The sequence below is a fragment of the Aphanizomenon flos-aquae FACHB-1287 genome, assembly GCF_014698755.1.
Taxonomy (GTDB): domain Bacteria; phylum Cyanobacteriota; class Cyanobacteriia; order Cyanobacteriales; family Nostocaceae; genus Dolichospermum; species Dolichospermum flosaquae.
Genome location: NZ_JACJTO010000063.1, coordinates 1 through 14,727, shown reverse-complemented (window position 1 = coordinate 14,727; position 14,727 = coordinate 1). Strand labels below are relative to the sequence as shown.

At 35.3% G+C, this 14,727-nt stretch carries 10 protein-coding genes; 2 read left to right on the top strand and 8 right to left on the bottom strand.

All coding sequences use genetic code 11. The features are described from left to right. Positions 1-350: 350 nt before the first annotated feature. The 8 genes from H6G44_RS19105 to H6G44_RS19070 form a co-directional block, all read right to left on the bottom strand. Entirely contained in the window at positions 351-749 is a 399-nt protein-coding gene (locus H6G44_RS19105; protein ID WP_190388140.1) for a hypothetical protein, read from the bottom strand. Between the two features lie 449 nt (positions 750-1,198). Next, on the bottom strand, positions 1,199-2,908 hold the full coding sequence (locus H6G44_RS19100; protein WP_190388141.1) for a tetratricopeptide repeat protein: 1,710 nt from the start codon (positions 2,906-2,908) through the stop codon (positions 1,199-1,201). Next, on the bottom strand, positions 2,908-4,206 hold the full coding sequence (locus tag H6G44_RS19095; protein WP_190388142.1) for a P-loop NTPase fold protein: 1,299 nt from the start codon (positions 4,204-4,206) through the stop codon (positions 2,908-2,910). The genes H6G44_RS19100 and H6G44_RS19095 overlap by 1 nt, the downstream gene beginning before the upstream one ends. A 231-nt stretch (positions 4,207-4,437) precedes the next feature. Then, a complete protein-coding gene (locus H6G44_RS19090) occupies positions 4,438-6,120 on the bottom strand; it encodes an NAD+ synthase (protein ID WP_190388149.1) in 1,683 nt (560 codons plus the stop codon). A gap of 105 nt (positions 6,121-6,225) precedes the next feature. Beyond that, a complete protein-coding gene (locus H6G44_RS19085; protein WP_190388143.1) occupies positions 6,226-6,972 on the bottom strand; it encodes an NUDIX hydrolase in 747 nt (248 codons plus the stop codon). Beyond that, on the bottom strand, positions 6,933-7,532 hold the full coding sequence (locus tag H6G44_RS19080; protein WP_190388144.1) for a nicotinate-nucleotide adenylyltransferase: 600 nt from the start codon (positions 7,530-7,532) through the stop codon (positions 6,933-6,935). The genes H6G44_RS19085 and H6G44_RS19080 overlap by 40 nt, the downstream gene beginning before the upstream one ends. Positions 7,533-7,596: 64 nt before the next feature. Further along, the gene (locus H6G44_RS19075; protein ID WP_190388145.1) at positions 7,597-8,979 is read right to left on the bottom strand and encodes a nicotinate phosphoribosyltransferase; all 1,383 of its coding nucleotides are present in this window, start codon (positions 8,977-8,979) and stop codon (positions 7,597-7,599) included. A 216-nt stretch (positions 8,980-9,195) separates the two neighbouring features. Beyond that, positions 9,196-10,605, bottom strand: a complete 1,410-nt coding sequence (locus H6G44_RS19070) for an aspartate ammonia-lyase (protein WP_190388146.1) — start codon at positions 10,603-10,605, stop codon at positions 9,196-9,198. Positions 10,606-11,023: 418 nt separating this feature from the next. On the opposite strand from H6G44_RS19070, the gene H6G44_RS19065 reads away from it, so the two are divergent. Beyond that, entirely contained in the window at positions 11,024-12,421 is a 1,398-nt protein-coding gene (locus tag H6G44_RS19065) for a GAF domain-containing sensor histidine kinase (protein ID WP_190388147.1), read from the top strand. Between the two features lie 608 nt (positions 12,422-13,029). Continuing rightward, positions 13,030-14,493, top strand: a complete 1,464-nt coding sequence (locus tag H6G44_RS19060; protein WP_190388148.1) for a S8 family peptidase — start codon at positions 13,030-13,032, stop codon at positions 14,491-14,493. Positions 14,494-14,727 lie beyond the last annotated feature (234 nt).

The following is a 14,727-nucleotide window of genomic DNA, read 5'->3' as shown; positions in this document are numbered from 1 at the left end:
TTTGTCTTATATCAGTCGAATATGCTGCTGCCATATATATCTCAATTATTTTCTTTTTTTTCCATCTTTAAAGTTTACCATCTTTGTACCGCTTTTGATCTCAAACTGCTGTAAATTTGGACAGACTAGAAGCCTATCTCACAAACATTACTACCTGGGGAAGCAAAAACACCTATTCTATCTGTGAACTTGCTAAAGTTGTCATTCATAAAGCTTATAATGTATCAAATATTTTAACCCCACCCTAACCCTTCCCCTTGCTAAGGGGAGGGAACTGGATTTTCTTGTTTCTCTGCTTCATAAGAGGGGGTAAAAGTCCCACAAGCAGAAGTTTTAGTTTTTAAATCTGGTTAAAAGTTCATAGTACCAATTGTTCCTGTCCCCCCAGACATGACAACCATACCAATTTTGTCCGCTAATTTCTCTAAGTTCGGTGTCGCTAGAATGTCCGCTATTTTAGGATTTTGTTCTGCTTTTGCTGCTGCGACCAATTCCTGGATAACTTGACTAATATTAGGGTCCGTTTTCGCTGCGGTTTCTATTTCCAGTACAGCTTCACCATAATTAAGGGGTTGTTCTGGTGCTTGTTCAATAGCTGCTAAAGTTCCAGGTAGTCGCTGTTTCAACAATTCCGAAAACTGCTGAGTTTTGTTATATAAAGTGTCTCCAATGTTTTCGCCAATTTTTTCCAAAGCTTTAGTAGCGAGTAAGGTCGCAACAGCAATAGCAACAGTTGTTAATGGTTCCATTTGTAATATTGGTTAAAGTATCATTTTCAGATAGTATAGCATTTATACACGACCTGGTAATTCTGCTTTACAAAAATAAATTTCAATTTTTAAATGTAGTGCAAAACTTATTTTTAAACTCAAGATTTTAATTACTTAATCTCAATTGCTATTAGCTTTAACATAGAAATTCCCAACCTAATAAAATACAAAATTATCCGCGTTCATCCGCGTTCATCTGCGTTCCACTCTAACCAGTAGTACATCACATCCCTAAAGCTTACCATACATAATTTTTGTTAAATGAAAATATAAATTTGTTACTTCATACAATAAGATTAGATAGCGATACAATCTTAATGTTAAAGCAAACAAAGCTTAAAGATAGTAATCTATTTAATTAGTAACTATAAACAATAAGATTGTCAGATTAACATAGCCAATAGATAAAACGACAAACTTATAAGACCTTAAAAAGATGTAATTTGTTGTTGTAAACGTCGTAAATTGTCCCGAACGGTTATTGTATCACGGTGATTAGCTCCTAGCGTTCGTTCAGACATAGCTAAAGCATCAAGGTAGAGAGGTTCAGCTTCACTGTGTTTTCCTTGCTTATAGTAAAAATATGCTAAATTGTTTAAGCTAGTAGCAACATCAGGATGGTCGCCTGTAAATAGCCGCTTTGTCATTTCTAAAGCATCAAGGTAGAGAGGTTCAGCTTCACTGTATCTTCCTTGACTATCGTAAAGACTTGCTAAATTGTTTAAGCTAGTAGCAACATCAGGATGGTCGCCTGTAAATAGCCGCTTTGTCATTTCTAAAGCATCAAGGTAGAGAGGTTCAGCTTCACTGTATCTTCCTTGACTATCGTAAAGACTTGCTAAATTGTTTAAGCTAGTAGCAACATCAGGATGGTCGCCTGTAAATAGCCGCTTTCTCATTTCTAAAGCATCAAGGTAGAGAGGTTCAGCTTCACTGTATCTTCCTTGGTTATAGTAAAGACTTGCTAAATTGTTTAAGCTAATAGCAACATCAGGATGGTCGCTTGTAAATAGCCGCTTTGTCATTTCTAAAGCATCAAGGTAGAGAGGTTCTGCTTCACTGTATTTTCCTTGATTATGGTAAAGAAGTGCTAAATTGTTCAAGCTAGAAGCAACATCAGGATGGTCGCCTGTAAATAGCCGCTTTGTCATTTCTAAAGCATCAAGGTAGAGAGGTTCAGCTTCACTGTATTTTCCTTGATTATGGTAAAGAAGTGCTAAATTGTTCAAGCTAGAAGCAACATCAGGATGGTCGCCTGTAAATAGCTGTTTTCTCATTTCTAAAGCATCAAGTAAGAGAGGTTCAGCTTCACTGTATTTTCCTTGGTTATCATAAAAAACTGCTAAATTGTTTAAGCTAGTAGCAAGAGCTTCTAGTTTTTGAAATTTAGTTTGTAAAACTATTGCTTTCTCAAGATATTCTTGAGCTAAAGTTAATTCTTTTTGTCTATCTGTAGATTTTGCTGATTCTACTCGTTTAGCATACAAAGTACCTAACTGACTGTAGAGAACTTCTGTTTTACTACTATCTGCTCCCCATTGCTGAATAGCTTCTGCTAAAGATGCTTCTAATTGTTCTGGTGAAAAAACAGAACCTTCTTGATTATCTTTAATATTACCAAGACTTTGATTAATTGAGAAATTACCTTGAACTAAAGACAGTTCAGGTTGAAAATGAAATACCCCATTACGCCAACTCCAGAAATCAGGTGCTTGCTTAGGGATTTGATCATAAATACGTGATGGTATCCATAAAATAATTGGCATTTTGAGTTCTCGCAATGCTTCTCGCGTCCATTGCAAATAACCAAAAAACTTTTTCAAAGATTCATTTTGATTAAATGATCCTAAAGTTTCCGCACCTAATACGATAGCTATGGCATTTTCTGTTAATGTAACTTGTTGTGTAATGGCTTGCTTTAAACTCGGTTCTTGACTATCAAGATAAACTCGATAAATATTGTAATTGGGTGCTAATTCCTGCTCATAATTAGCTATAATATTTTCACGCTGTCTATCTGCATCACACACAGCAATGAAAATCTGTAACATACCAACTCCAGCTTCAAGAGAAACTAACAAACTCAAATAAGTTTGTTCATTTGCGTTGATAATAGATTGATTAGTTAAATTATTCATTAAATTAAATTTTCTAACTTTAACTGTTGAATTATCAAAGGATGTAAATCATACCAACTTTCAGTATTTTTATATTCAATCACATAAACATTGTGAAGCAAATCAAGAAACTCTTGCTGTTTAGGATCATCAGGACGATAATCAGTATATGTTTGCTGTAAAATCTCCCGGTCAGTTTTGCTCAGAGTAATCGTCATATCATTCCGCAAAGAATCAAGAGCTTCCTGCAAAATCATCTCATCAATTTGCACATTATCAATTGATTCTCCTTTTTTTGCTTTTTGTCGTAACTGTACTAATACCAAACTACAACATTTTTGAGTAATGCGAACCAATTCTCGAATCACACCACCACTAGATAAAGTAATTTTCAGCAAAACATCATCTGCTAATAAAGTATCATCAATGCGTTTTCGCAAAATCTTCTGTAATTTATCTATTGTTTCAGCAACAGGTTGAGATTCATCTTTGTGACTTTCACCTTTAGGATAAACCTTTAAAACTGGCATTAAAAAAATAGAATTATTCGTTTCCGTTTCGATATGTCTTTTCAAAACACCATCACGAATCGTAGCAATAGGGAGAGTATAAACAACAAAGAAATTAGGTTGTAAAAGAACCTTAATATTATCTTGAAAAATACTTTTAATAGCTGCTAGATCGAGTTTATCTAAATCATCAATAATAACCACAATTTCTTTTTTACAAGCTAAAGAAACTTCTGTAGCAATCAAATTGACAGTATTAATCAAATCTCGAAAATCACGTTTAAACTTAGTTTCTATAACGTCGCGGATACTTGCTTCAGCCTTTAATTTACTTTTGAGGAAACTCCAAAAATCAAAACCCACCTCCAATTCAGCCCCGATTTTACTTTCTTCAATCTGTGTTCTATCTTGAAACCAATTAAAGAATTGTTGTTTTTTCTGACTATCAATCTGAATATTTTCTTTTTCTGCTTTATCCATAATTTGCACAGCAATAGCAAAAAGAATATTAATGTGATTGATAGCAGTAGTTTCAATTAAATCAGAGATAGAGAAAAAGATAGTCAGATAATTATGATCAAATTCTCTAGCAAACTCTGCTAACAAAGTAGACTTACCACAACCACGATGTCCAGCAAAAAATAATTGATTAGTATTATCATCACTATCTAAAATTAGATGCTCTAATTTATCAATTAAATCATGACCATAAGGAACTTGAAACTTTTCAATTTCTTCTGTTGTAACTAAAGGTTGTAATTGTAAATTACGAAATGCTTTTTGGAACGCCTCAATACGGTTGACTACCATTGTTAATACCCTCTATAAATCTACATTTTCATGTTATAACAATTTGATCCTTTAACCATACCTAAACAAAAAAAAATCTTTCTTAGGCAAATAGTACCTAAAACAAAGATTGTCACCTTTCCTAAATCAAATACAACCACCCCATAAATATAGACTTATCTTCCCTTCTCTTCCTCCGTGAACTCTGTGCCTGGAGTAGTTCGTTAAAAAAACTCCAGTAAAAATAAAGTCCTATATATTCCGCAACACAGACCAACTACTAGCAATAGGCATTCTCCAACCAGTCCCAAAAGCGCGGTCAGTAATTTTCAAACCTGGTGCAGCTTGTCTGCGTTTAAATTCCGCACGAGACAATAACTGTAATATCCTATCCACAACTACCCGGTCATGACCTGCAGTAACAATTTCCGCCACAGATTGATGTTGATAAAGCAACCGGTCGAGAATATCATCTAAAATATCATAAGCCGGTAAAGAATCTTGGTCAACTTGACCCGGTTTAAGTTCCGCACTGGGTGCTTTTGTGAGAATATTGTTAGGAATAACCTCTTGTAATTGTCGAGAATTTAACCATTTGCAAAGAGAATAAACACGAGTTTTAGGAACATCTGCAATTACAGATAAACCTCCATTCATATCACCATACAAAGTACAATAACCAACAGCGACTTCTGATTTATTGCCAGTAGATAAAAGCAAATAACCGAACTTATTAGAAATTGCCATTAACAAATTACCACGAATGCGGGACTGGAGATTTTCTTCAGCAATACCAAATTCAGTTCCCATAAATAAATCATTTAGAGAAGAATCAAAAGCTTGCATTAATTTCCCAATAGGTAAAATCTGAGTTTGAATATCTAAATTTTTAGCTAATGCTAAAGCATCAGTGATAGAATGTTCTGAACTATAGGGAGAAGGCATTAATACACCAATTACATTTTCTTTGCCTAAAGCCGCAGTAGCAATAGTTGCAACCAAAGCAGAATCAACTCCGCCACTTAAACCTAATAAGACCTTAGAAAAACGACATTTATGAACATAATCTTTAACACCTAAAACCAAAGCGTTCCAGATTTCCTCATTTTCAGATTTATCAACGGGGGAAATATGACCTAATTCGATATCTTGTTTATTGCTATTAAATTCAATAGTGATAAAATCCGATACAAAACCATGAGCACGGGAAACAATCTTACCTTGTTTATTAACAGCAAAACTGCGACCATCAAAAATCAAATCATCATTTCCTCCCACTTGATTTGTATAAATAATTGGTTTTTGGAAACTAACTGCACAATGTTTTAACATTGCTTCCCTTAGATTTTGTTTACCAACAGTATAGGGAGAAGCGGATAAATTAACAATTAAATCTACTTCTAAATCAGCTAAATCATTAATTGGATTAATTGGATAACTGCGCTTACCCCAAAATTCCTCATTATTCCATAAATCCTCGCAAATTGTCACACCAATATGAAGATTATCTAATTTAAAATGATTAGGTTCTAATCCATGTTCAAAATAACGATGTTCATCAAAAACATCATAAGTAGGTAATAATCTTTTATGAAAAAAATGCTGAATTTGACCATTTTCCAATAAAGCTATACTATTAAATAAATTTTTACCTCCAGTAATGTGAGCTTGAGAATTTTTAACAACAGTTCCCACCAATACAGCTAAATTAGGAGGTAAATCTGCGGCTAATTTTTCTAATGTTTGATTTATTGAAACCACAAAACTAGGATTTAATAATAAATCTCTAGGAGGATAACCACAAATTGATAATTCAGGTGTTAATAATAAACGGACACCTGCTAATGATGCTTGTTGGGACATTTCCAGAATTTTTTGAGCATTTCCAGATAAATCACCAATAAGAGGATTAATTTGAGCAATAGCAATTTTCATGATCATAAAAAAAGGAAATAGATAAAATAAATCTCACACAATCATCTGTATTTATCAGCGTTAATCTGCGTTAATCTGCGTTTAAATTCCTACCTCCTTTCTTCATTAAATAAACACCAAAGCTTGGTCTTTAAAAGGTGCAAATGCTTCTTGATCAAATTTATATAAACTTGCGGGACGACCTGCACCTCGTGAGACTTTAATGCCAGTATCTGATAAAAAACCTAACTTTAGTAACCGCGCTCGAAAATTAGAATAATCTGCAAAATTTTCGCCTAAAACTGTAGTATATAATTGATACAAATCGTTTAAGGTAAAGGTTTCTGGTAAGACTTCAAAAGCGACGGGACTATATTCTAATTTATTTTTTAATCTTCTATGTCCATAGGTAATAATTTCATTATGATCAAATGCTAATTCTGGTAATTGTTTGACGGGATACCAAGCAATACCAGCAACTTTATCAGCAATTAATTCTGCTTCTTCAAATCTAACTAAAGCAAAATAACTAACTGATAAATAACGAACTCCATAACTATCAATTTCTTCTCTGGGGTCACGGTTAGGACCACCAAAAGTATAAAGTTGTTCTAAATAAAGATTATTTACCTTTATTTTTTCAGCCATAATGCGATAAGCCGCATTTTCTAAAGATTCTCCTTGACGAACTAAAGTACCAGGAAGACTCCAATAATTTAAAAATGGTTCTTGCTGTCGCATGACTAGGAGAACTAATAACCGATTTTGGGCAGTATCTACAGAGAAAATCACATTATCAACACCAACTTTAAAGTCAGCTAAGGGTTGTTGATTTATGGAGTTGAGAATCTTTTTTGGGTTACGTATTGGCATTCGTACAAATGCTGTTGATGAATATAGGCAATGACGGGAGGTGTGAGAGTATTGATATCTCCTTGTTCACGAAAAGCAGTGGAGGAAACATCTAAACCGATTAAATTAGCAATGGCAATTTTTCCTCCGATTTGTTTAATTTTCTCTAAATCATAATTATCTATTATATATCCTGGTCTGGGAATTACCAGTAATTGCACCTGTTGTAATAAATCTTCAATATGATACCACCGGGGTAATTGTTTGACTAAATCAGCCCCAATTACTAAAGTATATTCAATATCTTCTCCCCATTTTAATTTTGCTTTACCTACAGTCTCTAGAGTTTTCCAACTGCTAAGATCTTGTTCTAAGGCAATATTTTGTTTATGAATATTGATATCTTTAATTAACAGGTCTAACATTGCAGCCCTGTGTGGTAAAGGAGTTTGTTGGGATTTTAAAGGATTATTTGCAGCCCATACAGCTACCCAATCATAATATTCAGATAGCCATTTGAGAATTATCAAATGTCCCGCAGTCGGTGGGTCAGCACTTGTACCAAATAAAGAAATTTTCATGGTTTTTAAAATTTATTTACTCATTAATTTGATTTGAATCACTAACGCAAAAGTCAATTATAATTTATTTTCTTTGCGTTTTTTCTATCAATTTCTGCAATGTTTTAGAAGTTTCGATTTTAACAGAAATAGGATTTTCTAATCTTCGTGTTTCTTCTGGTAAACTAGCAACTGAAGCTTGAGTACGTTGACGAATTTTTGTTAAAGTTTCTGGTGCTTGTAATGGTTTACCTGCTTTCATAACTAACTGTAATAAAGGTTGGGAATTTTCAGCCTTTTCAGTTATTAAACCCAATCTATCTTTCTCGATTTTACCATCTACAAAAGAACGAAAAATTTGTTTTTTACCTGGATAAGTTAATTTACCGCTTGATTCTTTCATGACCGCAATTCCATCAATGTCTACAAGTTTATAAACTCCATTTATCGGTGAACCTGTAACTAATTTTGTCCCTAATCCATAACTATCAATTTCTGCCCCTTCTCTCTTGAGTCTACTAATTTCCCACTCATCTAAATCACCACTGGCAAAAATTGAGATATTAGGTAAAAGCGATCGCACTTGTTTTGATAAACTGACTAAATCCCCAGAATCTAACCTAATTCCAGATAATTTCATCTGGCCAGAATTGACCTTTTTTGCTAATTTCTCCGCCGCCGCCACTGTGTTATAAGTATCAATTAATAAGGGCGCGTCAGGAAAATACTGATGAAATGCGGTAAAAGCCTGTTCTTCACTCCCTTCTAAAGCGGATAAAGCCATGACTAAAGCGTGCGCCATTGTCCCACTCGGTTTTTGTCCTAGTTGTAGCGCAGCTAACACATTAGACGTGGCATCTAAACCACCTGCTAAAGCCGCCCGTGCCGCCCATAGCGAAGCTTGAGGACTAAAAGCCCTGCGTGTACCAAATTCTAAAAGGGTGGCTTTTTCTCCTGCTATATCCCGTAATCTTGCGGCTTTAGTAGCAATTAAAGTTTGATAATTAAGAGTATTTAAAAGATATGTTTCTACTATTTGTGCTTGCCATAACGGTGCTTCCACCCGCAACAGGGGTTCATTGGCAAATACCGCTGTTCCTTCAGGAACAGCCCACAGGTCTCCAGTAAAACAACCTTGTTGCAAAAGTTGCCAAAAATTCTCATTTGTATAGGTGAAAATTCCCGTTCCCCGTAAAGCTGCAATTTGCCCGTCATTAAACCGGAATTTGGTTAAATATTCCAAAGCTTGCGCTAAACCCATGGCTATTAAATAGCCAAAACCATTAGGTAAGTGTCTGACGAATAATTCAAAACTGGATTGTTTTTGTTCTATCCCTTCACCTACATAACAAGCTGTCATTGTTAGCTGATACAGGTCTGTTAGCAAGCTGTAGTCCTGAGAACTGATATTTAGTTCAGGATTTTCATAACTTGGCTTTTCATGGTCTTTTTCTAGGAAAGTTGTCATCTGAGATGCCCCTACCAAGAATGTCTCTTTATTTATGGTAGTATTTACTATAAATAATGTCAAGTCTCAATTAATAAATGATTAAAAATTCCCGCAAAGTCTATATTTATAAGGAGGTTAAGCTATTTTTTCACAATTAATTTATATTTCTTAATGGTACAACTAGTCATAAAAATCCCCAAATTCTTGAAAAAGTCAGGGATTTTGTACTTATACCTATGTTAAAGGCACAATCGCGCTCATTTGTGCTAAATCTAAGACAGTGGCTAATTCTGTTTCTGTCATTAAACCTTTTTCGAGAACTATTTGCCGTAAAGATTTACCAGTTTCTAAAGATTCCTTAGCCACAGCCGCAGCATTTAAATAACCAATATGAGTATTTAAGGCAGTGACTAATGCTAAACTACCTTCAGCATAGGCTAAACATCTTTCTTGATTAGCTGTAATACCTCGAATACAGCTTGTAGTTAAAGCCGAAATTGTATTACCTAAAATCTCAATACTGTGAATTAAATTATAGGCAATCAGGGGCATCATTACATTTAATTCTAATTGTCCCCCTTGGGCAGCAAAAGCGATCGCATTATCATATCCCATTACCTGAAAACATACCATAGATGTCATTTCTGCCATGACTGGATTATATTTTCCAGGCATAATCGAAGAACCGGGTTGGACTGGAGGAAGTTGAATTTCCTTAAATCCGGTTTTGGGACCAGAATCCATTAATCGCAAATCGTGGGATATTTTCACCAAATCCTGGGCTAAATTCCGCAAAGCCCCGGAAACATTCACAAAAGCCCCCATACTTTGCATAGCGGCCATTAAATGGGGTGCAGGTTCTAGGGGAAATTCCAATAATTGCGAGAGAATATCCACGACTTTTTGACGATATTCCGGGTGGGTATTCATTCCTGTTCCCGCAGCACTACCACCTAAACCCAATACCATTAAATCCCCAGAAGCAATATAAAGACGGTTTTGGTGTTCTGAGAGGATTTGCCCCCAAGCACCAAAATTATCACCTAATCGCACAGGTACAGCGTCTTGAAGGTGGGTTCTCCCGGATTTGACGATATCTTGAAATTCTGTAGCTTTTGCCTCTAAAGCCGAAATTGCCCCTTCTAAAGCTGGATACAAAGTTTGAGAAAGTGCCAATAATCCACCAATCCGAATGGCTGTAGGGATAACATCGTTGGTAGACTGTCCATAGTTTACATGATCGTTGGGACTAAGGAATTGATAATTACCTTTTTGCTGACCGAGAATTTCTAAAGCCCGATTTGCCAAAACTTCGTTAATATTCATGTGGTGTGAAGTTCCCGCACCAGCTTGATAAACATCAACTACAAACTGATCTCGCAATTTACCTGCTAAGATCTCATCAGTGGCTTGAATAATCGCTGTGCTGATATCCGCGGGAATACAATCTAATTCTCCATTCACAATAGCGGTGGCTTTTTTAATATATAAACAAGCATCTATATAAGTAGGTAAGGGTTTAATGCCGCTAATGGGAAAATTTTCGATAGCCCTTTGGGTTTGAATACCATAATAAACGTTGTTGGCAATTTGGCGATCGCCCATTGAGTCTTTTTCAATACGAAAATCTGTATGATCAGTCATCATCTCTTAATATGGTAGGAAGCGGGAAATAGGATTGTAATTTATCATAAATTAGATGGGGAAAAATTCTGTAAATTATAATTTTCCCAATTTGTGAGTTAATACGGCAATATTTACAGAATAAGCTGTTTATGCTGGGGATTATCTCCACATTGTTAAGAAATTATAATTAATTATTGAAAATGTATTAGAATAGTGATAAGAGATTTCCCGTCAGTGAAAGTACCTGTTCACAAACCGTCACAAGGACTGTTACCAGCAATACACAATATTTGGTATACTCGCTCACACTCATGGCATTTTCTAGTTAGGGAATAGGTAATAGGCAGACGGAAAGATCAATCATGAGTAAGTATTCTTTCCACTTACCTCTTCCCCAAATCACCAATTATCCATTACCTATTTCCTTAATTGTTACATGAATCTAAATCGAGTTAAATCCATCCCCAAATGGACACAATTACCATCCTCACCTATATTTTGTCTAGAAGCATCTCCAGTAGATTGCATAGATAGTTCTGTTGTACAATTACAACAGCAGATGGAATATTTAAAAATCCAATTAGAGTTAGAAAGACAGGAATATAGTCGTAAAATACAGCAAATTCAGAAATTTCAAGGATTACTCCAATATATTACCGAACAAATCCGCGATAGTTTAGATGATCAACAAATATTAACAATTGTCCCTCAAGAATTAGTTAATTTATTATCACTTAATCGCTGTCAAATTGAACTTTATAATCTTTCTTTGACTGCTGCTACAATTACCTATGAATATAGTTCTAGTTTACCTCAATTTCAAGGTTTAACCACCATAATTGCTGATTTTCCCCAAATTTATCAATCTCTATTACAAAAAAAAATCTGGCAATCTGTGGAAATAATACCAGGACATTATTCTAATTTGCAGTTTATGAATCAATTAGCTTGTCCGATATTTGATCATCAAAGTATTTTCGGTAATATTTGGCTAATTCAGCACAAAGAAGCAAAATTCGGAGAATTAGAAATATCTTTTTTACAGCAAATAGCTAATCAATGTGCGATCGCAATTCGTCAATCTCAACTATCTACAAAAACCAAATCCCAAGTTAAAGAAATTGCTAAACAAGAACATCATCATCACCAATTTATCAAACACCTTTCTCAAGAATTATGTACACCAATTACTAATATTAATCTTGCGGCTCAAACTTTAGAAATTTTGATAAAACCAGGAAAGATTTTAGATCCAGAAATAGCATCTCATCTATTACAAATTCTGTATCATGAATGTGGAAGAGAAAATAAATTACTTAATGATCTTCTCAATTTTACATATCTAAAAACCCATACTGAACCGACTAATTTAATTAGTATTGATTTTCCCACTTGGTTATTTCCCATTGTTGAATCTTTTCGAGATGTTACCAATTGTCAACAACAACATTTATATCTGGATATCTCCACAGAAATTCCCCCTTTATTTACAGATATTACTAATTTAGAAAAAATTATTACCCTACTACTTAATCAAGCTTGTCAATGTACTCCCCCTGGACAATCAATTACATTGACCGCCGATTTGAAAGCAGACACGGTAGAATTGAAAGTCAGTATTTCTGGTATGGAGATTCCTGACCACGAACTATCACAGATTTTTGAGCCATTTTACCACATTCCTAAACATTCCTCTTGGCAAGCACAGAATACTGGACTAGAGTTAGTATTGGTAAAAACAATGGTACAGCATTTAAATGGGTTTATTGATGTTCATAGTAGTAATAGTAGCATCACCTTTACCATCCAATTTCCGCTGTTTTCAGCTTCTTAGCTGGAACACAAAAGTCTGAGTCAGTAAGCAAAATCTCACTATAAAAAGTACATAGTCACCCCACAAATCATCACAATAGATACAGCAGTTTCCGCTCTTATGAGGTACAAAATTGAATCATCAAACTCTTGTTGTGGAGGCATCTTGCCCGCTAGATATTTACATCATAACATCAGAAAGTGCTGTATTAGCACTTCTTCTCCTCTTCCAAGTATAAGCAGCTAAAGCCATAACACAATCAATAGTTTAACATAAAAAACCCCTGAGAAGGTTATGACATTCTCAGGGATTAAATATTATTAATAATTAAATATTTTGGGCTATTTTCATCAGGCTTTTCTTAACATTCATCATCACCATCTTTAATATTAAAGAACCATCACTTTGTCATCAAATCATATATATCATCAAACCCTCATTTATTCTTGTTATTAAGATCATTTATTAAAAATTAGTTTATTAGTAATTAAAATATCTTTTTACCTGACTAACTCATGGGAATAATTAACAAAGGGGAATAACCGACAATTTTCAATTATTGTATTTGCAGATTTTGACAAAATTACCTTGTCAGAGAAAATATTGTTATTCTTGGGACTTAAATACTTATGTCATTAGATATTTCTCAAAACCTCTTATCTTCAAAAGAAATCAATTATACTGCCATTTCCCAAGCCAATAGCCTTCAAAATCCTACTGACAATAGTATAAATTGGGGTAAAAACAGTACCTCTTCCCAATATCAGATAGAAAGAAACGCATTCATAGCCGACAATAGTAATTATAATTCAAATAATGGTTATGGCTTAGTAAACGCCGGACTAGCAGTAAGTAAATCCGCAGGTGTTAGTCCCTATACAGATGCTCCCAAATTGGGAGGCAATAATTGGGGAGCAGATCTGATCAAAGCCCCTACAGCCTGGAATAATGGATATACAGGACAAGGAACTATTGTCGCCGTACTAGATACAGGCATAGACTACAATCATCAAGACTTAAAAAATAATATTTGGAGTAGTACCAAAGAAATAGCTAGTAACGGCACAGATGATGATAATAACGGCTATATTGACGATATTCATGGTTGGAACTTTGTAGATAACAACAACAATATTTCAGACAACAATGGACATGGAACCCATGTTTCAGGAACCATAGCCGCAGAAAATAACAGTATTGGTGTCACTGGCATTGCCTACAACTCCAAAATTATGCCAGTCAAAGTTCTAGATACCAACGGCTCAGGTTCTTACTCAAATATCGCCAAAGGCATTTATTACGCAGTTGATAATGGCGCAAATGTCATTAATCTCAGCCTTGGAGGTAATTCCTCCAACGATACCCTCAAATCAGCCATAGAATATGCCAGCAGCAAAAACGTAATTGTTGTTATGGCAGCCGGCAATAATAGCGACTCAATGCCATCCTATCCTGCCCGCTACGCCTATAATTCAGGAATTGCCGTAGGTGCAGTAGATAAAAATAATAACCTTGCCGACTTTTCCAACCGTTCTGGTTCTCAACAAATCACCTATATCACCGCCCCAGGAGTTGATGTTTACTCCACAATACCCAATAATCAATATGCCACCTACAATGGCACCTCCATGGCAGCCCCTCACATTGCTGGTGTCGTCGCACTCATGGTCAGTGCTAACCATAACCTAACAGAAAGCCAAATTCTCCAAATCATTACAAGCACATCTGCAAATAGCACCAATCCTCCACAGCCAACAACACCCACACAACCCGGCTCAAAAATGCCATCTCTCTTTCCCCCACTAGACTCCTTTTTCCCCTTAGACCTAATTAACATAGTATCAAAATTGCCTTTTAGCCTCCAATCCCAAGAGCCAACCGCTATTCCCCTTCCTCCCGTTGTCATCTCCATGCGCGAAAATCAGTTAATCCTGAGTTTCAGTAATCTAGAAACATCACCCGCGCAGCCGTCCGATTATTCCCAGGAGAGGCCAGCAAATTCCTTCCTCATGCAACTGACACTGCACTATTACGACAGCCCTGCAAGCAACAAAAGTGAACATAGTCTTGATAATCAAAACTATTGGACATGATTCAACCCACATTACCGAAAAAGACAACCTTATCCCCAAAAACTCCACCCATCTAAATAAACTATAAATAGGGAAAATCCTATCTAGTCAAGCCTTTCAAGCTTCATCGCCCAATAAATCACCCCTACCCAAAAAAACTTTAAAAAACCCCTTGACAGAAAAAGGAAGGATTGATATATTAGATAAGTGCCGGGGAGAGAAAACAACTCACGGCAACTGAACCGAGAAAAAATA